At 58.8% G+C, this 18778-nt stretch carries 20 protein-coding genes; 13 read left to right on the top strand and 7 right to left on the bottom strand.

The genetic code is table 11. The features are described from left to right. Positions 1-6 precede the first annotated feature (6 nt). The 7 genes from I3J13_RS06400 to I3J13_RS06370 all read left to right on the top strand — a co-directional run bounded on the left by I3J13_RS06400 (position 7) and on the right by I3J13_RS06370 (position 5825). Positions 7-312 carry a 4a-hydroxytetrahydrobiopterin dehydratase gene (locus I3J13_RS06400; protein WP_196378307.1) on the top strand — a complete coding sequence of 102 codons (306 nt, stop codon included), beginning with the start codon at positions 7-9 and terminating at the stop codon, positions 310-312. A gap of 51 nt (positions 313-363) precedes the next feature. Beyond that, positions 364-744: a YkvA family protein gene (locus tag I3J13_RS06395; RefSeq protein WP_003523181.1), complete on the top strand. Its 381-nt coding sequence runs from the start codon at positions 364-366 to the stop codon at positions 742-744. A gap of 296 nt (positions 745-1040) precedes the next feature. Then, positions 1041-1544: an invasion associated locus B family protein gene (locus I3J13_RS06390; protein ID WP_003523183.1), complete on the top strand. Its 504-nt coding sequence runs from the start codon at positions 1041-1043 to the stop codon at positions 1542-1544. A gap of 266 nt (positions 1545-1810) precedes the next feature. Then, entirely contained in the window at positions 1811-2983 is a 1173-nt protein-coding gene (gene rlmN / locus I3J13_RS06385) for a dual-specificity RNA methyltransferase RlmN (protein ID WP_078052458.1), read from the top strand. Between the two features lie 108 nt (positions 2984-3091). Beyond that, on the top strand, positions 3092-4045 hold the full coding sequence (locus tag I3J13_RS06380) for an ABC transporter substrate-binding protein (protein WP_196378306.1): 954 nt from the start codon (positions 3092-3094) through the stop codon (positions 4043-4045). Positions 4046-4152: 107 nt separating this feature from the next. After that, positions 4153-5034: an ABC transporter permease subunit gene (locus I3J13_RS06375; protein WP_196378305.1), complete on the top strand. Its 882-nt coding sequence runs from the start codon at positions 4153-4155 to the stop codon at positions 5032-5034. Continuing rightward, complete coding sequence (locus I3J13_RS06370) at positions 5031-5825, top strand: ABC transporter ATP-binding protein (protein WP_065656934.1); 795 nt, start codon at positions 5031-5033, stop codon at positions 5823-5825. The genes I3J13_RS06375 and I3J13_RS06370 overlap by 4 nt, the downstream gene beginning before the upstream one ends. Positions 5826-5864: 39 nt before the next feature. Here the strand turns inward: I3J13_RS06370 and I3J13_RS06365 are convergent, their stop codons facing one another. After that, the gene (locus I3J13_RS06365) at positions 5865-6512 is read right to left on the bottom strand and encodes a LysE family translocator (RefSeq protein ID WP_003523192.1); all 648 of its coding nucleotides are present in this window, start codon (positions 6510-6512) and stop codon (positions 5865-5867) included. Between the two features lie 128 nt (positions 6513-6640). After that, a complete protein-coding gene (locus I3J13_RS06360; RefSeq protein WP_031234585.1) occupies positions 6641-7495 on the bottom strand; it encodes an SDR family NAD(P)-dependent oxidoreductase in 855 nt (284 codons plus the stop codon). Between the two features lie 314 nt (positions 7496-7809). Between I3J13_RS06360 and I3J13_RS06355 the strand changes: the two genes are divergently transcribed. Next, entirely contained in the window at positions 7810-9033 is a 1224-nt protein-coding gene (locus I3J13_RS06355; RefSeq protein WP_003523477.1) for an argininosuccinate synthase, read from the top strand. A 54-nt stretch (positions 9034-9087) separates the two neighbouring features. Here I3J13_RS06355 and I3J13_RS06350 read toward each other — a convergent pair whose 3' ends face one another. Genes I3J13_RS06350 through I3J13_RS06340 form a run of 3 tightly spaced genes read right to left on the bottom strand, consistent with a single transcriptional unit; the run spans position 9088 to position 10933 of the window. Further along, complete coding sequence (locus I3J13_RS06350) at positions 9088-10284, bottom strand: multidrug effflux MFS transporter (RefSeq protein WP_174057467.1); 1197 nt, start codon at positions 10282-10284, stop codon at positions 9088-9090. Between the two features lie 5 nt (positions 10285-10289). After that, entirely contained in the window at positions 10290-10748 is a 459-nt protein-coding gene (locus I3J13_RS06345; protein WP_020813564.1) for a MarR family winged helix-turn-helix transcriptional regulator, read from the bottom strand. Continuing rightward, positions 10706-10933: a hypothetical protein gene (locus I3J13_RS06340; protein WP_196378304.1), complete on the bottom strand. Its 228-nt coding sequence runs from the start codon at positions 10931-10933 to the stop codon at positions 10706-10708. The genes I3J13_RS06345 and I3J13_RS06340 overlap by 43 nt, the downstream gene beginning before the upstream one ends. Positions 10934-11124: 191 nt before the next feature. Here I3J13_RS06340 and I3J13_RS06335 point away from each other — a divergent pair, with 191 nt between their 5' ends. The 4 genes from I3J13_RS06335 (at position 11125) to ppa (ending at position 16595) form a co-directional block, all read left to right on the top strand. Continuing rightward, positions 11125-13185, top strand: coding sequence for a M3 family metallopeptidase (locus I3J13_RS06335; protein WP_196378303.1), 2061 nt, complete (start codon positions 11125-11127; stop codon positions 13183-13185). A 164-nt stretch (positions 13186-13349) separates the two neighbouring features. After that, on the top strand, positions 13350-15170 hold the full coding sequence (typA, locus tag I3J13_RS06330; RefSeq protein WP_003523483.1) for a translational GTPase TypA: 1821 nt from the start codon (positions 13350-13352) through the stop codon (positions 15168-15170). Positions 15171-15386: 216 nt separating this feature from the next. Further along, positions 15387-15893 carry a GNAT family N-acetyltransferase gene (locus I3J13_RS06325; RefSeq protein WP_080815633.1) on the top strand — a complete coding sequence of 169 codons (507 nt, stop codon included), beginning with the start codon at positions 15387-15389 and terminating at the stop codon, positions 15891-15893. 168 nt (positions 15894-16061) lie between these two features. After that, complete coding sequence (gene ppa / locus I3J13_RS06320) at positions 16062-16595, top strand: inorganic diphosphatase (protein WP_003523485.1); 534 nt, start codon at positions 16062-16064, stop codon at positions 16593-16595. 105 nt (positions 16596-16700) lie between these two features. On the opposite strand, the gene I3J13_RS06315 is transcribed toward ppa, so the two are convergent. Both I3J13_RS06315 and I3J13_RS06310 read right to left on the bottom strand, forming a co-directional pair. Continuing rightward, the gene (locus I3J13_RS06315) at positions 16701-17012 is read right to left on the bottom strand and encodes a DUF167 domain-containing protein (RefSeq protein WP_003523486.1); all 312 of its coding nucleotides are present in this window, start codon (positions 17010-17012) and stop codon (positions 16701-16703) included. Continuing rightward, positions 17009-17299, bottom strand: coding sequence for a YggT family protein (locus I3J13_RS06310; protein ID WP_003523487.1), 291 nt, complete (start codon positions 17297-17299; stop codon positions 17009-17011). Before I3J13_RS06310 ends, I3J13_RS06315 begins: the two co-directional genes overlap by 4 nt. Positions 17300-17545: 246 nt before the next feature. On the opposite strand from I3J13_RS06310, the gene I3J13_RS06305 reads away from it, so the two are divergent. Beyond that, on the top strand, positions 17546-18778 hold the full coding sequence (locus I3J13_RS06305) for an MFS transporter (RefSeq protein WP_196378302.1): 1233 nt from the start codon (positions 17546-17548) through the stop codon (positions 18776-18778).

Genomic DNA, 18778 nt, shown 5'->3' with positions numbered 1-18778 from the left:
AAGTTCATGAAATATCCCAGACTCGAGCCGAACGCCATCCGGCAGGCCCTGTCGAAACTCGAGGGCTGGTCCCTGCGCGAGGACGGAGCGGCGATCGTCCGTTCCTTCAAGTTCTCCAGCTTTGCGGAAGCCTTCGGTTTCATGGCCGAATCCGCACTTGTCGCGGAAAGGCTCAATCACCATCCCGAGTGGTCCAATGTCTATTCGCGGGTCAAGGTCTGCCTTACCACCCATGATTCGCAGGGTGTGACGGAGCGGGATTTTCTTCTGGCCGAGGCCATGCAGAAGGCGGCTGGGGGCCGAAGCAATTGAACGGCGGACCTTAAATCCCATATAATAGCCGTGACCGGAGGACCGTCGATCATGGATGATGTGAAAATCGGTGAAATTCTTCTGCCGGGTGAAACCGACAGGCAGCAGGAGCGCGAGACTGTGGTGAGGGCGAAATTCTGGCCCAAGCTGAAGCGCGTGATGTCGAAGGTGCCTTTCGCACGCGATGCGGCGGCTGCCTATTATTGCGCGATCGACCGCGATACGCCGCTGCGCGCCAAGGGTATCATCCTGGCGGCGCTCGCCTATTTCATCATGCCGATGGATGCCGTGCCGGATGTGCTGGCCGTTATCGGATTCACCGACGATATTGCCGTCATCACGGCGGCGCTCGCCATGATCCGCGCCCATATCAAGATGGAGCACTACGAGGCGGCCGACGCCATGCTGAAACGGCAGCAGGAAGCCGGGTAACGCCTCTGTGATCTGCCTGTTCGGGTGAGCCCGACGGGCGACAAATTCTTGCCTGAATTTATGTGTCATACACACGGAGGAAGGGTGTTTCGCGCCCTTCTCCTCAGGGCGTCGGGAGTCGCCAATCTGTAACACCGCAAGACGTTTCCGGCATTTTATGCGTGTTGTTGACGGTTTGGTAACCGCTTCCCGACCACAATGAGAAAAGACGATCCGCACCTGAACGTGGCCGATCCAGAAACTGGGCTCGCCGATGCTTCGGGCCAATGGAAGACAATAACCCGGCAGGAAATTCTATGTTTGTAAGAAGTGTAGCAACCGCAGCGGCCATTTTGCTGACCAGCGTCGGCGTAGCATCTGCACAGTCGCCCACGCGCATCCAGCAGTTCAATGCATGGGGTGCCTATTCGTACAAATCGGGCAACAGCACCGTCTGCTACGTTCTTTCCATTCCGACCGCCAAGGAACCGGCAAGCGTCGATCACGGCGATATCTTCTTCATCGTCTCGCAGCGTCCGGGCCAGAACATTTCCTATGAGCCGCAGGCCATGGTGGGTTACCCGCTGAAGCAGGGCTCCAAGGTCAATGTGACGATCGACAACAAGAACTTCGTCATGTTCACCAAGGACAAGGCCGCCTGGGTTGAAAACGCCGCTGAAGAACCGGCACTCGTCGCCGCCATGAAGGGCGGCAAGTCGATGACCGTCAAGGCAGTTTCCGGCCGTGGCACCGCGACCTCCTATTCCTATTCGCTGTCGGGTATTTCGGCGGCTCTCAAGCAGATCGAGAGCTGCAAGTAACGCTGACGCTTTATCGCATTCAACGATGGCCGGTCATTGACCGGCCATTTGCGTTTTTGCTTGTTTGATGCTAAAGGCGCGGCAACATTGACAGGCGGATGCGCGAAAAGTGCTCCGCCTTTGATTTTCTCGACATGCAGACGATTTTCCGCCTATCCGACAGGCCGGTCGTGCGATGCATGGAATGGTGGGATAGCGTAATGTCCGTAATGCAAGCCCCTGCCGGCCTGGCAGTCAAAACCCCGCTGATCGCCAATAGCGATCTGATGTCCGGCAAGCCGTCGCTGATCGGCCTGACCCGTGAGGACATGGGCGAGGCGCTGGCCGAGATCGGCGTGCCGCAGAAGCAGGTGAAGATGCGCGTCAGCCAGTTGTGGAACTGGCTTTATGTGCGCGGCGTCTCCGATTTCGACAATATGACCAATGTCGCCAAGGAGCTTCGTGAGAAGCTGAAGGCGGCCTTCACCATCGCCCGCCCGGAAATCGTCGAGGAGCAGATTTCCAATGACGGCACCCGCAAATGGCTGATGCGGTTCCCGCCGCGCGGTGCGGGACGTCCGGTCGAAATCGAGACGGTTTATATTCCCGAAGAGGGCCGCGGCACGCTGTGCATTTCGAGCCAGGTGGGCTGTTCGCTGACCTGTTCCTTCTGTCACACCGGCACCCAGCGCCTCGTGCGCAACCTGACGGCTGAGGAAATTCTCTCCCAGCTTCTGCTGGCCCGTGATCGGCTCGGTGATTTTCCCGATGGTTCGACACCGGTTGGCGCTTATGTGCCGAGCGAAGGCCGCAAGGTTTCCAACATCGTGATGATGGGCATGGGCGAGCCGCTCTATAATTTCGAGCATGTGAAGACCGCACTTCTGATTGCTACCGATGGCGATGGCCTGTCGCTCTCCAAGCGTCGCGTCACGCTCTCCACCTCGGGTGTTGTGCCGGAAATCTTCCGCACCGGCGATGAGATCGGCGTCATGCTGGCGATTTCGCTGCATGCGGTGCGTGACGAGCTGCGCGACATGCTGGTGCCGATCAACAAGAAATATCCGCTGAAGGAACTGATCGAGGCCTGCCGCAAATATCCGGGCCTCTCCAACGCCCGCCGCATCACCTTTGAATATGTGATGCTGAAGGACGTCAATGACAGTCTGGAAGACGCCAAGATGCTGGTGCAGCTTCTGAAGGGCGTTCCGGCCAAGATCAACCTCATTCCGTTCAATCCATGGCCGGGCACGAACTATCAGTGCTCCGATTGGGCGCAGATCGAGAAGTTCGCCGATTTCATCAATCAGGCCGGTTATGCCTCGCCGATCCGCACGCCGCGCGGCCGCGATATTCTCGCCGCCTGCGGCCAGCTGAAGTCGGAATCGGAGCGCATGCGCAAGACCGAAAGGCTGGCTTTCGAGGCGATGATGATCGCCAACCACGGCGCGGATGACTGAATAAGCCGCAATTGCCGCCTGAAAGCTTGTTTTGCAGTGGTCTCCGATTGATTTCGGGCTGTCTTGTTCCTAAGAAGACGAAAACAGGGAACCAACAGGAGGATATCCATGCGCGCATTCATTCTGGCTCTCGCTGCCGCGAGCGCCCTCGTTCTGCCGGCCAAGGCTGAAAACGTCACCGTTGCTGTCACCGCTATCGTCGAACATCCGGCGCTCGATGCCGCCCGTGATGGTGTCAAGGCCGCACTTGCCGAAGCCGGTTACAAGGAAGGCGAGAACCTCAAGTTCCTTTATGAGTCCGCGCAGGGCAATCCCGGCACCGCGGCGCAGATCGCGCGCCAGTTCGTGGGCGATGCGCCGAACGTCATCGTGCCGATCTCGACGCCGTCCGCTCAGGCCGTCGTTGCCGCCACGCGCGACATTCCGGTCGTCTTCACGGCGGTTTCCGATCCGGTCGGCGCACAGCTCGTCAAGGACATGCAAAAGCCCGGCCGCAACGTGACCGGCCTTTCCGACATGCTGCCGGTTGGCGAACATCTGGCGCTCATCAAGGAAATTTCCCCGAACGCCAAGTCCATCGGCTTCATCTACAATTCGGCCGAGGCTAACTCCGTTTCGACGCTGGCCCTCTTGAAGGCCGAAGCCGAGAAGGCGGGTCTCAAGGTTGTTGAATCCGTCGCCACCAAGTCCGCAGAAGTGCAGGGCGCAACCCGCGCGCTGGTCGGCAAGGCCGATGTGATCTACGTTCCGACCGACAACACCATCGTTTCCGCTTTCGAAGCGGCTGCCGGTGTTGCATCCGAAGCCAAGATCCCGCTTTACGCCGCCGATACGGATTCCGTCGCCCGCGGTGCGGTTGCTGCCCTCGGCTTCAACTATTTCGACGTTGGCAAGCAGACCGGCGCCGTCGTTGTCCGCATCCTCAAGGGTGAAAAGCCGGGCGATATTCCGGCAACCGTTGCTGTCGGCACTGATCTGGTGATCAACAAGAAGGTCGCCGAAAAAGCTGGCGTTACCTTCCCGGAAAGCATCACCAAGCGCGCCACCAAGGTCATCGACTGAACCGAAACCAGACTGAATAACGGGCGGCGGCAAATTCGCCGCCCGTTTTACGTGGCACGAGACGGTGCCCGTCTCCGCCTGATGGCGGCAATAACAAGGACATTACCGTGAGCCAAATCGCCTTCTGGGGTGCCGTGGAGCTGGGACTGGTCTTCGCTTTCGTGGCGATCGGCGTTTATCTCGCTTTCCGGGTGCTTGATTTTCCTGACCTGACCGTGGACGGTTCGTTTCCGCTCGGTGCCGCCGTGGCTGCCGTGCTGATCATCGCCGGTCTGAATGCCTGGGTTGCGACGGCGATTGCGATGGTGGCCGGTGCCGCCGCCGGCATCGTGACCGCGACGCTTAACGTTCGTTTCAAGATCCTCAACCTGCTTGCCTCGATCCTGACGATGATCGCGCTGTTTTCCGTCAATCTGCGCGTGATGGGAAAGCCGAATGTCGCGCTGCTCAATCAGGACACGATGATATCGCCGTTTTACGGCCTCGGCCTGTCGGAATATCTGGTGCGGCCGCTGTTCGTCGGCGCGCTGGTGGTGATCGCGGTCATCCTCGTCTGGCGTTTCCTTGAAAGCGATGCGGGCCTTGCCATGCGCGCGACGGGCGCCAATGCCCGGATGGCGCGGGCGCAGGGCGTGAAGACCGGCAACCAGATCTACCTCGGCATGGCGCTTTCGAATGCACTGGTCGCTCTCGGCGGTGCGCTGTTTGCGCAGACCAACGGCTTTGCGGATGTGACCTCCGGTGTCGGCACTATCGTCGTCGGCCTTGCCGCCGTCATCATCGGCGAAACACTTTTCGGTGCGCGCGGCATTCTGATCGCGCTGATCGGCTGCGTCTTCGGCTCCATCGCCTATCGTCTCGCCATCCAGCTTGCTTTGTCGAGCGATGTGCTGGGTCTCAAGGCATCCGATCTCAATTTCGTAACGGCGGTATTGGTGGCAATCGCATTGATCCTGCCCCGACTGCGTCGCGGGGGGTCAACATCGTGATTTCTCTTTCCGATATCCAGGTCGTCTTCGGGCGCGGCACGCCGCTGCAGAAGCAGGCGCTCTCCAAGATCGATCTCACCATCGACGATGGCTCCTTCGTCACCGTCATCGGTTCCAATGGCGCCGGTAAATCGACGCTGCTCGGCGTTCTGGCGGGCGATGTCCTGCCGACGGCGGGCAAGGTGATGATCGGCGGTGCCGATGTTACCCGCAAACCGACCGCCAGCCGGGCTGGGCGGGTTGCGCGCGTGTTTCAGGACCCGCTGGCGGGCAGCTGCGGCGCGCTCACCATCGAGGAAAATCTGGCGCTGGCGGCGTCGCGCGGCGAGCGTCGCGGCCTTCTGCCGGCGCTTGGGCGCGGCCGTCGGGATTTTTTCAAGGAGCGCATCGCCTCGCTCAATCTCGGGCTGGAAAATCGTCTGAAGGACCGCATGGACCTTCTGTCCGGCGGGCAGAGGCAGGCGGTCTCGCTCGTCATGGCGACGCTGTCCGGCTCGGATGTGCTGCTGCTCGATGAACATACGGCTGCTCTCGATCCCGGCATGGCCGAATTCGTGATGGAGCTGACCCGCAAGGTCGTGTCGGAGCGCAAGCTGACGACGCTGATGGTCACCCATTCCATGCGTCAGGCATTGGATTATGGCACCCGCACGATCATGCTGCATGCCGGTGAGATCGTGCTCGACGTCTCCGGCGACAGCCGCAAGGATCTCGAGGTCGAGGACCTGATCGACATGTTCCGCAAGATACGCGGCCAGAAGCTCGACGATGATGAGTTGCTGATCGGTTGATTGTAAAAAGGCGCCGTGAGGCGCCTTTTTTGTTTGCCGTCAGCGCGCCTGCGTGAAGAAAATCTTGACGGCGAAAAGCGAAAAGACGCCGGCGATCGTATAATCCAGTCCGCGCAGAATTTTCCGGTTGCGTTGCAGCCAGGCTGAAAGAACATCTGCGGCGATCACGATGCCGATGCCGATCGGCAGCGCGACGATGATCGACCAGATGCCGAGGAAGATCAGCTTGCCGGTCACATGCGGGTCGGATGCACTGACGAATTGCGGCAGGAAGGTCATGAAAAAGATGATGATCTTCGGGTTCAGCAGGTTGACCCAGATGCCGTTCAACAGCGCCGATTTCAGGGAGGACTGCGCTTTTTCGCCGGTGCTTTTCACCATCACGAAATCCGAGCCCTTGCGGATCGCCTGAATGGCGAGCCAGACGAGATAGGCGGCTCCGCCGGTCTTCAGGATCATGAAAGCGGTCGGCGAGGCGACGATGAGGGCGGCGACGCCGAAGGCGACGAGCATCGTGTGCACGGTAATGCCGATATTGGTTCCCAGAAGCGTCATGAAACCCGCCGTCCGGCCCTCGCGCAGCGAGCGGCTGATCCAAAGCGTCATGTCAGGCCCCGGCGTCACCGCCAGAAGCAGAATGGCGATGGTGAAGGCGATCAATGTTGGCAGGCCTGGAACGAAATCCATCGCGGCACCCGTAAAATCTGGAGGTTGCCGTGCTTAACGCGATTTCGCGCTTCTGCCAATGTTTTTGAGCGCCAATGCATCGGCGCGAAAAGCCGCCGCAACGGTTACATCGCGGCGGCCCGGAACATTCAGTTTTTCAGGAAGCTGGTAAAGGCGGCGGAATATTCCGTGTGCCAGCGCGACAGCGGAGGGCGGTTCTGGACGATGTCATAGGCCGCCCAGAGAATGCGCTTTTCATCCGTCGGGCGATCCACCTCGCCATCCGGGCAGAGAATGTAGAAATCACCCCGGCCGATGCTTTCGACCATGAAGTCGACGGTCTGTTCGCCGGTCCATGCGCCTTCCGGCTTTTCCGTTCTGCCATGGGCGGTGAGACCAGTAAAAACGTAACCGGGGATCAGCAGATGGGCGGAAACCGAGCCGTTCGGAATATTGCGCAATTCGTGCTGAAGCGCTTCCGTGAAGGTTTTGACGCCGGATTTCGAGACGTTATAGGCGGGATCGCCGGGAGGCGTGGTGATGCCCTGTTTCGAGCCGGTATTGATGATGAGCGCCGGCTCGCCATGGGCGATCATGCCCTGGCCGAAAACACGGCTGCCGTTCACGACGCCCATCAGATTGACGTTGATGATTTTTTCCCAATTGGCCTGCGGGCCGAAAATGGCGCTGCCGGGCTGGATGCCGGCATTGTTCATCAAAACGTGGACGCGTCCGAAACGCTGGATCACGGCGCGCTCCAGCGCCTCCAGTTCATCGAGTTTGGATATGTCGGTCGGGATGGCGACGATCTGCGCTTCGCCGTCCTTGGCGACGGCCAGAATATCCGCATGGGCTGCGGCAAGCCTGTCGCCGTCGAGATCGACGAGCACGACACTCATGCCGAAACCGGCGAATTTGCGGGCGGCGGCAAGTCCGATGCCGGATGCCGCACCGGTGATGACAGCGACATTATCTTCCTTGAATGCGGGGTGGATGGTCGTCATAGGTTTCTCCTTCGCGTCGTTTCGGCTGTTTCCAGCGGTTTGCAACGTTGCCTGAACCTCACTGGCTTCATTCACGGTCTTCAAGTCGATCGCGCCGCTTATGATAAAGCGCGAATTTTCATAATGCATGTGACAATTGCTTCGTTCCCATCGATGCGCCCGGTCATCGCCCGCTGTCGTACCCGCCCATCAATTGTTTTGTCGCTTATCTCACGGAAAAGCGCTTCACACATTTCGGGTTGCACTGTAAAAGTGCCGAAATCCCAAGGAAATGGCGGTGTCCCAATGCCGTCATCATGCAGATGGACATCACTATGGCACTTCCGAAAGACGTTAAGAAAGTCGTTCTCGCCTATTCCGGCGGTCTCGACACCTCGATCATCCTGAAATGGCTTCAGACGGAACTCGGCGCGGAGGTCGTGACCTTCACCGCCGATCTCGGCCAGGGCGAAGAACTTGAGCCGGCGCGCAAGAAGGCCGAGATGCTGGGCATCAAGGAAATCTTCATCGAGGACGTCCGCGAAGAGTTCGTGCGTGATTTCGTATTCCCGATGTTCCGCGCCAACGCCGTTTATGAAGGCGTCTATCTGCTCGGCACCTCCATTGCCCGTCCGCTGATTTCCAAGCACCTGATCGAAATCGCCAAGAAGACCGGCGCCGACGCCATCGCGCATGGCGCCACCGGCAAGGGCAACGACCAGGTCCGTTTCGAGCTTTCGGCCTATGCGCTGAACCCGGATATCAAGATCATCGCCCCCTGGCGCGACTGGACGTTCAAGAGCCGTACCGACCTCTTGAACTTCGCTGAACAGCACCAGATTCCGGTTGCCAAGGACAAGAAGGGCGAAGCGCCTTTCTCTGTCGACGCCAACCTGCTGCACTCCTCTTCCGAGGGCAAGGTTCTGGAAGACCCGGCACAGGAAGCACCGGAATATGTGCATATGCGCACCATTTCCCCGGAAGCCGCGCCCGACAAGGCAACCGTCATCAAGGTCGGTTTCCGCAAGGGCGATGCCTGCTCCATCAACGGCGTTGAAATGTCGCCTGCGACGCTTCTTGCGACGCTGAACAACTATGGCCGCGAAAACGGCATCGGCCGTCTCGATCTGGTCGAGAACCGCTTCGTCGGCATGAAGTCGCGCGGCGTTTACGAGACGCCCGGCGGCACCATCCTGCTTGCCGCGCATCGCGCCATCGAATCCATCACGCTTGACCGGGGTGCAGCTCACCTCAAGGACGAGCTGATGCCGCGTTACGCCGAGCTCATCTATTACGGCTTCTGGTTCTCGCCAGAGCGCGAAATGCTGCAGGCGCTGATCGACAAGAGCCAGGAACATGTGGAAGGCGAAGTGACGCTGAAGCTCTACAAGGGCAATGTCATGGTAACCGGCCGCGAGAGCGCCAAGTCGCTCTATTCCGACGCGCTGGTGACCTTCGAGGACGACCACGGCGCTTATGACCAGAAGGATGCGGCAGGCTTCATCAAGCTCAACGCGCTGCGTCTTCGCACGCTCGCAAAGCGCAATATCAGCAAGTAATTCTGCTGGAATGGAAATAATGAAACCCGCTGGCGGCGACGCCAGCGGGTTTTTTCATGTCTCTCGTCTGGAGACGATGCGGAAGCCGATGTAGCTGGCGATTGCGGTGAATTCCATCACGGGGATGATGATGCCGAAGCCGGTCAAAGGCGAACCGATAAGCGAGGCTGCGGCACCGCCTGCAAACCCCGACCCCATCTGAATGAAGCCCATCATCGCCGATGCCGAGCCGGCAATATGTGGGAATGGGGCTAGGGCCGCCGTCACCATGGATGGCGTCAATAAGGCGATGCCGACTGTTGCGACCGCCACGGGTCCCATGATCGAAAGAAAGGATGGCGGTATCAGGAACACCGACAGCAGGATAAGGAGACCGCCTGTTCCCGAAAAACAGAGGCCGAGGACGACCGAACGGCGGTCACCGAGCCTCGGTGCGATATAACGCAGGGCGATGGAGCCGAAGAAATAAGCGCCGGTCTGCATCAGCATGCCGATGCCGAAGGCGGTGGGCGTCATGCCGACCTTATTGATGAGGATGAAGGTCAGCATGGTCGCCTGCGCATAAAGCGCACCGATGGAACCGCCGAGCACCAGTGCGGCCAGAAGAAAACGCGGCTCGGTGAGCAATGTCCCATAGGCCGACAGGAGGCGGCGCGGGCGGATCAGGTTTTTGTCCGGGATCGTCGTCTCGCGCAGGAAGACCACGACGGAGAAGATGGCGATGGCCCCGAGGCCGGCCATGAGGAAAAATACCGATTGCCATCCGAAAGCCGCAAGCGAAAGCCCGCCGATGGTCGGGCCCATGGCGGGGCCAACGGCCAGCATGATGCCAATGAGGTTCATGATGCTGGAGGCTTCGGCGCCCGTGAATTGATCGCGCACGATGGCGCGCGCCACTGTCATGCCGACGGAGGCGCCAATGCCCTGAACAAGCCGGGCGAAAAGCAGTACTTCAATTGTTGGGGCGAAGATCGCCAGCAGTCCGCCGCCCAGAAAGATGGAGAGGAAAACGAGGCTCGCCTTTCGCCGACCGAAGGCGTCGGATGCCGGGCCTGCGAGCAGTTGGGCGATGGCGAAACCGGCGAAGTAAAGCGAGAGGCTGAGTTTGACGGCGGATTCCGTGGTGGAGAAAACCCGCGTCAGTTCCGGCATGGCCGGTGTGTAGATCGCCATGGAAATCGGCGCCAGCGCCGTCAGCAACGCACCGAGTATGGCCGTGCGCTTTCTGGACATGATCGTTTCTGGCGACATTGCGATCAGCAGCTCTGGCCCGGCTGTTCCGGCTGGAGATTGTTGCGAAGCGTCTGCAGGAAGCTGCGGAAAAGCGCGACTTCTTCTTCGTTCAGGCCCTGCGTGGCGTGACGGACGAGTTCATCGATTTCCTGGCGCACGGCTTCCAGCATGTCGGTGGAGTTTTTTGTCAGCACGATGCGCTTGGAGCGCCTGTCCTGCGGGTCCTGCTGGCGTTCGATGAGATCGAGAGATTGCAGCTTGTCGAGATAGGCGCAGATCGTCATGGGCTCGATGCCGAGCCGGGCGGCGATATCCGACTGTTTGCTGCCATCAACGACGGCAACCGTCAGCAATGCGCGCGCTTCGCCGGGCGTCAGGCCCAGTCCGGCTTCAGAAATTCGGCGCTCAAACGCACTGTTCAGCAGGCGTGCGCCGCTGTTCAGTAAAAATGCCAACGAGTCTTTTTCGCGTTTAGTGCCCATGCTTCGCCTTTTCGTAAGTCAGCCTTACTAAAATCCCGGCGATAATCAATGGCGCATAAATCATATTGTTGAAAATCGAGTAAAGTATGTGTCAGTTCGATTGCGTTACGGTTGGCAACATAATCGACGATTGTTACGCCAAAGCAAAGAAGATCGGACATCCCGCGTTTTATTTCATCTGCCATGCCGGTCCATATCGTCGGTCAAGTCCCTTACACAGGTCACCCGCCATCGGTATCCGGCGTCTGTGCCGGCAGTTGAGGCAAAAGCAAAAATCAGGTCGCAGCCAATCTTCCTTACACCAAAGTCCGGCATTGAATTGCCGGTGGAGGCGTGCCCATATGAGCTTAAACCGGAATTGTACAAGGAAGATGAAATGCCATCCAAGACCGCGCTTTATCCCGCACTCGTTGACTGGAACGGCCACAATGGTCTGCCGAAATTCGATGCGGTCAGGGATGAGGATTTCGCTCCGGCCTTCGATGCCGCCCTTCTGTCCCACGAACAGGAAATCGATGCGATTGCCGGCAATGCTGAGAGCCCGAGCTTCGAAAACACCGTGACCGCGCTCGAAATCGCCGGAGACGATCTTTCGCGCATTTCGGCGCTGTTCTGGAACAGGGCGGGCGCCAATACCAATGGTGTGATCCAGGCGCTGGAGCGGGAGATCGCACCGAAACTGTCACGGCACTATTCGAAGATCGGCATGAACGAAGCGTTGTTCAAGCGCATCGATACATTGTGGGAAAAGCGCGGAACGCTTGGGCTGACGGGTGAGGAGAGCCGCGTTCTCGAGCGGCACTGGAAGGGTTTCGTGCGCTCCGGCGCCAAGCTGCCGAAGGACCGGCAGGAACGGCTGGCGGCGATCAATGAGGAACTTGCCGGTCTCGGTGCGAGATTCGGGCAGAATGTGCTGGCGGATGAAAAGAACTGGAAGCTTCTGCTTTCCACGGAAGAGGAACTTGCCGGCATTCCCGGTTTTCTTCGCGACGCGATGGCGGGTGCGGCCCGTGAGCATGGCGAGGACGGCAAATTTGCCGTCACCCTTTCCCGCTCCATCATCGAGCCTTTCCTGACCTTTTCCGAACGCCGCGATCTGCGCGAGCAGGCCTTCAGGGCCTGGGTGGCGCGCGGCGAGAATGGCGGCGAGACCGACAATCGCGATATCGTCCACCGCACGCTCGAACTGCGCGAGGAGAAGGCAAAGCTTCTCGGCTACGCGAATTTCGCCGCCTACAAGCTTGATGACACGATGGCGAAGACGCCCGATGCCGTGAACGGCCTTCTGGGGCAGGTCTGGGAAAAAGCCGTGCGCCGTGCGGGCGAGGAAGAGGCCGAACTGGCCGCCATCATCGCCGAGGAGGGCAGGAATCACGAAGTGCTGCCCTGGGACTGGCGGCATTATGCCGAAAAGTTGCGGGCACGGAAATTCAGCTTCTCCGAGGCGGAGTTGAAGCCCTATCTGCAGCTCGAAAAGATCATCGAGGCCTGCTTCGATGTGGCCGGGCGGTTGTTCGGGATTCGGGCGGTCGAAGTCAAAGGCGTCGCCGCCTATCACCCGGATGTGCGGGTTTTCGAAATCCGCGATGAAAAGGGCGATCTGAAAGCCATGTTTCTCGGCGATTATTTCGCCCGTCCCTCCAAGCGCTCCGGCGCGTGGATGAGCTCCTTCCAGTCGCAGCACAAGCTGCCCTTGAAGAACGGCACGGTCGGAGAAATCCCGATCATCTACAATGTTTGCAATTTCGCCAAACCGGCTGAAGGCAAACCGGCGCTGCTTTCGCTCGACGATGCGCGCACGCTGTTTCACGAATTCGGCCACGCGCTGCATGGCATGTTGTCGAATGTCACTTACCCTTCCGTTTCCGGAACCGGCGTCTCGCGCGATTTCGTCGAATTGCCGTCGCAGCTTTACGAACATTGGCTGACGGTGCCGGAAATTCTGGAAAAATACGCCCTGCATTATGACACGGGCGCGCCGATGCCGAAGGCGCTGCTGGATAAGGTTCTGGCCGCGCAGACCTTCAATGCCGGTTTCAGCACGGTGGAATTCACCTCGTCGGCGATTGTCGACATGGCGTTCCACACGCGGGAAAACGTGAGCGATCCGATGGTCGTGCAGGGCGAGGTGCTCTCCACCCTGAACATGCCGAAGTCTATCGTCATGCGGCATGCGACCCCGCATTTCCAGCACGTTTTTTCGGGCGACGGATATTCGGCCGGCTATTATTCCTACATGTGGTCGGAAGTGCTGGATGCCGATGCCTTTTCGGCCTTCGAGGAAACCGGCAACCCCTTCGATGGCGAAATGGCGCGCAAGTTGAAAGACAATATCTATTCCGTCGGCGGTTCCATCGATCCGGAGGAGGCATATCTTGCTTTTCGTGGCAAGATGCCAAGCCCGGACGCCATGCTTTTGAAGCGTGGCCTGGTATAAGGGTTCCGGTATAAAAGACTGTCATATTTCTGAGCTAGAACCTGAGTGCAGGGGGCTTATGACAAGGCCCCCCCTTTCGCATTTGCAAAAAAAAGGTTATGAGCGCGCCAAACTAAATTGGCGTTTCTCATCAATATAGCGCCCAACCTCAGAGATTTTGAACAATGGCACTTCGCAACATCGCGATCATCGCGCACGTTGACCATGGAAAAACGACGCTCGTGGACGAGCTTCTGAAGCAGTCCGGCTCGTTCCGCGACAACCAGCGTGTCGCCGAGCGCGTGATGGATAGCAACGATCTCGAAAAGGAACGTGGCATCACCATTCTCGCCAAGGCGACCTCGGTGGAGTGGAAGGGTGTCCGCATCAACATCGTCGACACCCCCGGCCACGCCGACTTCGGCGGCGAAGTCGAGCGTATCCTGTCGATGGTGGACGGCGCAATCGTTCTGGTCGATAGCTCGGAAGGCCCGATGCCGCAGACCAAGTTCGTGGTCAGCAAGGCGCTGAAGGTCGGTCTTCGCCCGATCGTCGCGATCAACAAGATCGACCGCCCGGATGGCCGCCACGAAGAAGTCATCAACGAAGTCTTCGACCTTTTCGCAAACCTCGACGCCACCGATGAGCAGCTCGACTTCCCGATCCTCTACGGTTCCGGCCGTGATGGCTGGATGAACGTCAACCCGGAAGGTCCGAAGGATCAGGGTCTTGCGCCGCTGCTCGATCTGGTTCTCGAACATGTTCCGGAGCCCAAGGTTGAAGAAGGTCCGTTCCGCCTGATCGGCACCATCCTTGAAGCCAACAACTTCCTCGGCCGCATCATCACCGGCCGCATCGCTTCCGGCTCCATCAAGCCGAACCAGGCGGTGAAGGTTCTCGGCCAGGACGGCAAGGTTATTGAAAACGGCCGTATCTCCAAGATCCTCGCATTCCGCGGCATCGAGCGCACGTCTATCGAAGAAGCCCATGCCGGCGACATCGTCGCCATTGCAGGCCTCTCCAAGGGTACTGTTGCCGACACCTTCTGTGACCCCTCCGTCACCGAGGCGATGACCGCGCAGCCGATCGACCCGCCGACCGTTACTATGTCGTTCATCGTCAACGACAGCCCGCTGGCTGGCACCGAAGGCGACAAGGTCACGAGCCGCGTTATTCGTGACCGTCTGTTCAAGGAAGCCGAAGGTAACGTTGCGCTGAAGATCGAAGAAGCCGAAGGCAAGGATTCGTTCTTCGTTTCCGGCCGTGGCGAATTGCAGCTGGCGGTTCTGATCGAAACCATGCGTCGCGAAGGCTTCGAGCTTGCCGTTTCGCGTCCGCGCGTCGTCATGCACAAGGATGAGAACGGCACCCTGCTGGAGCCGATCGAAGAAGTCGTGATCGACGTTGATGAAGAACATTCCGGCGTCGTCGTGCAGAAGATGTCCGAGCGCAAGGCTGAAATGGCCGAGCTTCGTCCTTCCGGCGGCAATCGCGTTCGTCTGAAGTTCTATGCGCCGACCCGTGGCCTGATCGGCTACCAGTCGGAGCTTTTGACCGACACCCGCGGCACGGCGATCATGAACCGTCTGTTCCACGACTATCAGCCCTTCAAGGGCCAGATTGCCGGCCGCGTAAACGGCGTTCTCTTGTCGAACGGTTCGGGCGAAGCTGTCGCTTATGCCATGTTCAACCTGGAAGATCGCGGCCCGATGATCATCGAGCCGGGTGAAAAGGTCTATGCCGGTATGATCATCGGTATTCACTCTCGCGATAACGATCTCGAAGTGAACGTGCTGAAGGGCAAGCAGCTGACCAACATCCGCGCTGCCGGCAAGGATGAAGCCGTGAAGCTGACGCCGCCGATCCGCATGACGCTCGATCGCGCTCTTTCCTGGATTCAGGACGATGAGCTGATGGAAGTGACGCCGAAGTCCATCCGTCTGCGCAAGATGTTCCTGGACGCCAACGATCGCAAGCGTTTTGAAAAGGCCAAGCTCGCTGTCTGATTGCGGCTTGTCGTTACGAATTTGAAAGAACCCGGCCTCGAGCCGGGTTTTTTTATGCGTTCGTTTTTATGTGTGCATGAGTCGAAAGGTGCTTGTGCCAAAGGTTAAGGATGCGTTAATTTTTATCGGTCGTCCACATGAATAGGCTGTGGGTAAGCTTGCCGGCGTTAACCTTTATGACTGGTAAGTTTGCGTGGCCGGGGCCAGAATCGCGTTATGAAAACGTTATCCATCGATGTTCGCCGTGCTGAACCGCATGATGCGCGCGCCATCTCCGAGGCGCACCGTCTGTCGTGGCAACAGGCCTATGCCGGGCTTATTCCGCACAGGCCGTTGACGCAGATGCTCGAGCGTCGTGGGGAAATCTGGTGGAAAAAGGCGACCAAAGGCTCCGCAACGATGCTGGTGGTGGAGGTGGCCGGTGTGGTCGCCGGATATGCGACGCTGGGCCTCAGCCGGGCACGCGGGCTGCCGCAGGACGGCGAGATTTACGAACTTTATCTCCGGCCGGAATATCAGGGCATCGGGCTTGGCTCGCTGCTGTTTACGGAAGCGCGCAGACTGCTGACCTCGCTTGGCTGCAACGGCATCGTTGTCTGGTGCCTTGAAGACAGCGATGTGGCCAATCGCTTTTTCCGCTCTCACGGTGGCCGCGATATCGCCGAAGGCATGGAAGATTTCGACGGCAAGTCGCTTCGCAAGGTCGGTTTCGTCTGGAACTGACAAACAATGCCGGGTGATTTGGCCTTGGGTTCATTCTCGCGGTCGGCCATGCGCAATTGCGATAGCCTCAAATCCCGCATTCTGCCTTATCCGTCCAAAGCCATGTTGCAATGCGGCGACTTTCCCAGTATCGAAAACCAAATCCAACCCGTCGAATGAGGGAAGCGAATGCGTATCGATGCAATTTCCGTAGGCAAGAATCCGCCGGATGACGTGAATGTCATCGTTGAAGTGCCGGTCGGTGGACACCCGATCAAGTACGAGATGGACAAGGATGCCGGTGCGCTGATCGTCGATCGCTTCCTCTACACGCCGATGACCTATCCAGGTAACTATGGTTTCGTGCCGCACACCCTGTCTGACGATGGCGACCCGATCGACGTTCTCATCTGCAACACCCGTCCGCTGGTTCCGGGCTGCGTCATCAATGTCCGCCCCATCGGCGTAATGATCATGGAAGATGACGGCGGCAAGGACGAGAAGATCCTGGCCGTGCCGGTCCCGAAGCTGACGCGCCGTTACGACAAGGTCCACAACTACACCGACCTGCCGGAAATCACGCTGAAGCAGATCGAGCACTTCTTCGAGCACTACAAGGATCTGGAGCCCGGCAAGTGGGTTAAGATGGGCGGCTGGCAGGATGTCGACGTCGCCAAGAAGCTGATCGTCGAAGCCATCGAGCGCTACAAGGCGCAGGGCTGATCTAAAGCATGTCTCCCAAAAGTGTGCAGCGGTTTTGGGACCAAGACATGCTTAAAAACAAAGATCTAAAGCGCGTCGCATGAATCAGATTAGACGCGATGCGCTTTAGTTTTCGAGCTTTTTGAATAGCTCTTCGAAATCCTCCGGGTCGGTGTCGATCCGGAGGATTTTTTTACGCGCCGTTTCGCCTGAAACGAAGCTGATGGAGGATTTCGGCAGGCCGAGTTTTTTCGCCAGCAAAACAATCAGGGCCTTGTTGGCCTTGCCGCCTTCCGGCACGGCGCTGACGCGGGCCTTCAGATGCGCGTTTCCCTCCGCATCCTTTTCCACGCCGTCGATGGCGTCCCGCCCGCCATTCGGTGTGAGGCGGACGGTCAGGCGGACATGGTCGCTATGCTTCTGCCAGCAGCCGCTCAAGCGACCATCGGGTAAAGCGTGTTCCACATGAAGGAGCGGATGAAGAAGATGATCAAGAGCACGATGATCGGCGAAATGTCGATGCCGCCGAGATTGGGTAGAATGCGGCGGATGGGGCGCAGAACCGGTTCCGTGACATTGAACAGAAAGCTGCCGATGGCGTTCACGAACTGGTTGCGGGAATTGATGACGTTGAAGGCGTAAAGCCAGGAAAAAATAGCGCTGGCGATCAGCACCCACGTATAGAGGTTCAAGGCCAGATCGATGGTCTGAAACAGGGCAAGCATCAATATCTCCGTATCTTGGTTGCAAGACATTTAGACATTGAACCGTGAACCGGCAAGTGTCGCGCCGGATCGTAATGATCTTTGGTCTGATCGGCCGGCGATCATCACAATCTGGTTCATGGCTTTGTAGAGGGATTTCAGACGAAAACCGCTCACACTTTTCGTCATCCCGCTGGTGAGGGCTGGCGATTCCCGTGATATCGCTCTATTGCAAAGCTCTCATATTGTCTCGCGAGCACCCAGCCGATGTCCCTCCCTTACGCCGAAAACCGTTTCGGTGCATTCCGGCATAGTTCCTATCGCCGCTTTTTCAGCGCCCGGTTTTTTTCCGCTTTCGCCATCCAGATCGTCAGCGTCTCGGTCGGCTGGCAGATGTATGAGGTGACCGGCAACGCCTTTTATCTCGGCCTGATCGGTCTTTTCCAGTTTCTGCCGTCGCTGCTTCTGATCCTCGTTACCGGAACGGTCGCCGACCGGCACAATCGTCGGCGCATCATGGCCATATGCCTGCTGATTGCGGCGCTGTGCGCTGCCGCTCTTCTGGGTCTTACGCTGACGCACAGCTTTTCCCCCTGGCCGGTCTTCGCCATTCTTGTCGTCTTCGGCATAGAGCGCGCCTTCATGGGACCGGCGGTCCAGTCGCTGGCGCCCAATCTCGTGCCGGTGGAGGATTTGCCGAACGCCATCGCCTGGAATTCCTCTTCGTGGCAGATGGCGTCCATTCTCGGTCCCGTCGCCGGCGGCCTGCTTTATGGCCTCGGTGCTTCCGTCGCCTATAGTGTGGCATTCGTGCTCTTCATCGTATCGGCCACGCTTGCGGTGACGATCCGCAAGCCGGAACAACGCGGCCCGGCAAAAGCCATCAGTCTCGAAACCATGCTCGCCGGGTTCAAATTCATCGCGCAGGAAAAAATCGTTCTCGGTGCGATCTCGCTCGATCTTTTCGCGGTGTTGCTGGGCGGCGCCGTTGCGCTGATGCCGATTTTTGCCAAGGAAGTGCTGACGCTCGGGCCATGGGGCCTCGGGCTTTTGCGCGCAGCGCCCGGCATCGGGGCCATTACCGTTGCGGTCATTCTGGCCTTCAAGCCCATTCGTCACCATGCAGGCCTGTTGATGTTTACCGGCGTCGGCCTCTTCGGCATCTCCACTGTGGTCTTCGGGCTTTCGCAAACTGCGTGGCTGTCCATTGCCGCGTTGGTAGTCATGGGCGCATCCGACATGGTGTCGGTTTATGTGCGCGAGACCCTGATCGCGCTGTGGACGCCGGATGAGGTGCGCGGGCGTGTGAATGCCGTGAACATGGTGTTCGTCGGCGCATCGAACGAGCTGGGCGAATTCCGCGCCGGCACCATGGCGCATGTCGTCGGGGCCGTGCCGGCCGTTGTCATCGGCGGGGCGGGCACGCTTGCTGTGGCTGTTATCTGGGCGCTCAGCTTTTCAAAGCTGCGCAGAATCGACAATCTGGACGCGCCGAACTGA

The sequence above is a fragment of the Agrobacterium leguminum genome (genome assembly GCF_015704895.1).
Lineage (GTDB): Bacteria > Pseudomonadota > Alphaproteobacteria > Rhizobiales > Rhizobiaceae > Agrobacterium > Agrobacterium leguminum.
The sequence above is the reverse complement of the archived record's forward strand: the minus strand, read 5'-3'. Positions and strand labels throughout refer to the sequence as shown.

What these genes read in the sequence shown, in the direction of transcription:
- I3J13_RS06400 (WP_196378307.1), top strand. Translation starts at nt 7, where the DNA reads ATGAAATATCCCAGACTCGAGCCGAACGCCATCCGGCAGGCCCTGTCG.
- I3J13_RS06395 (WP_003523181.1), top strand. Translation starts at nt 364, where the DNA reads ATGGATGATGTGAAAATCGGTGAAATTCTTCTGCCGGGTGAAACCGAC.
- I3J13_RS06390 (WP_003523183.1), top strand. Translation starts at nt 1,041, where the DNA reads ATGTTTGTAAGAAGTGTAGCAACCGCAGCGGCCATTTTGCTGACCAGC.
- rlmN (WP_078052458.1), top strand. Translation starts at nt 1,811, where the DNA reads ATGTCCGGCAAGCCGTCGCTGATCGGCCTGACCCGTGAGGACATGGGC.
- I3J13_RS06380 (WP_196378306.1), top strand. Translation starts at nt 3,092, where the DNA reads ATGCGCGCATTCATTCTGGCTCTCGCTGCCGCGAGCGCCCTCGTTCTG.
- I3J13_RS06365 (WP_003523192.1), bottom strand. Translation starts at nt 6,512, where the DNA reads ATGGATTTCGTTCCAGGCCTGCCAACATTGATCGCCTTCACCATCGCC.
- I3J13_RS06360 (WP_031234585.1), bottom strand. Translation starts at nt 7,495, where the DNA reads ATGACGACCATCCACCCCGCATTCAAGGAAGATAATGTCGCTGTCATC.
- I3J13_RS06355 (WP_003523477.1), top strand. Translation starts at nt 7,810, where the DNA reads ATGGCACTTCCGAAAGACGTTAAGAAAGTCGTTCTCGCCTATTCCGGC.
- I3J13_RS06350 (WP_174057467.1), bottom strand. Translation starts at nt 10,284, where the DNA reads ATGTCGCCAGAAACGATCATGTCCAGAAAGCGCACGGCCATACTCGGT.
- I3J13_RS06345 (WP_020813564.1), bottom strand. Translation starts at nt 10,748, where the DNA reads ATGGGCACTAAACGCGAAAAAGACTCGTTGGCATTTTTACTGAACAGC.
- I3J13_RS06340 (WP_196378304.1), bottom strand. Translation starts at nt 10,933, where the DNA reads ATGGCAGATGAAATAAAACGCGGGATGTCCGATCTTCTTTGCTTTGGC.
- I3J13_RS06335 (WP_196378303.1), top strand. Translation starts at nt 11,125, where the DNA reads ATGCCATCCAAGACCGCGCTTTATCCCGCACTCGTTGACTGGAACGGC.
- typA (WP_003523483.1), top strand. Translation starts at nt 13,350, where the DNA reads ATGGCACTTCGCAACATCGCGATCATCGCGCACGTTGACCATGGAAAA.
- I3J13_RS06325 (WP_080815633.1), top strand. Translation starts at nt 15,387, where the DNA reads ATGAAAACGTTATCCATCGATGTTCGCCGTGCTGAACCGCATGATGCG.
- ppa (WP_003523485.1), top strand. Translation starts at nt 16,062, where the DNA reads ATGCGTATCGATGCAATTTCCGTAGGCAAGAATCCGCCGGATGACGTG.
- I3J13_RS06310 (WP_003523487.1), bottom strand. Translation starts at nt 17,299, where the DNA reads ATGCTTGCCCTGTTTCAGACCATCGATCTGGCCTTGAACCTCTATACG.
- I3J13_RS06305 (WP_196378302.1), top strand. Translation starts at nt 17,546, where the DNA reads ATGTCCCTCCCTTACGCCGAAAACCGTTTCGGTGCATTCCGGCATAGT.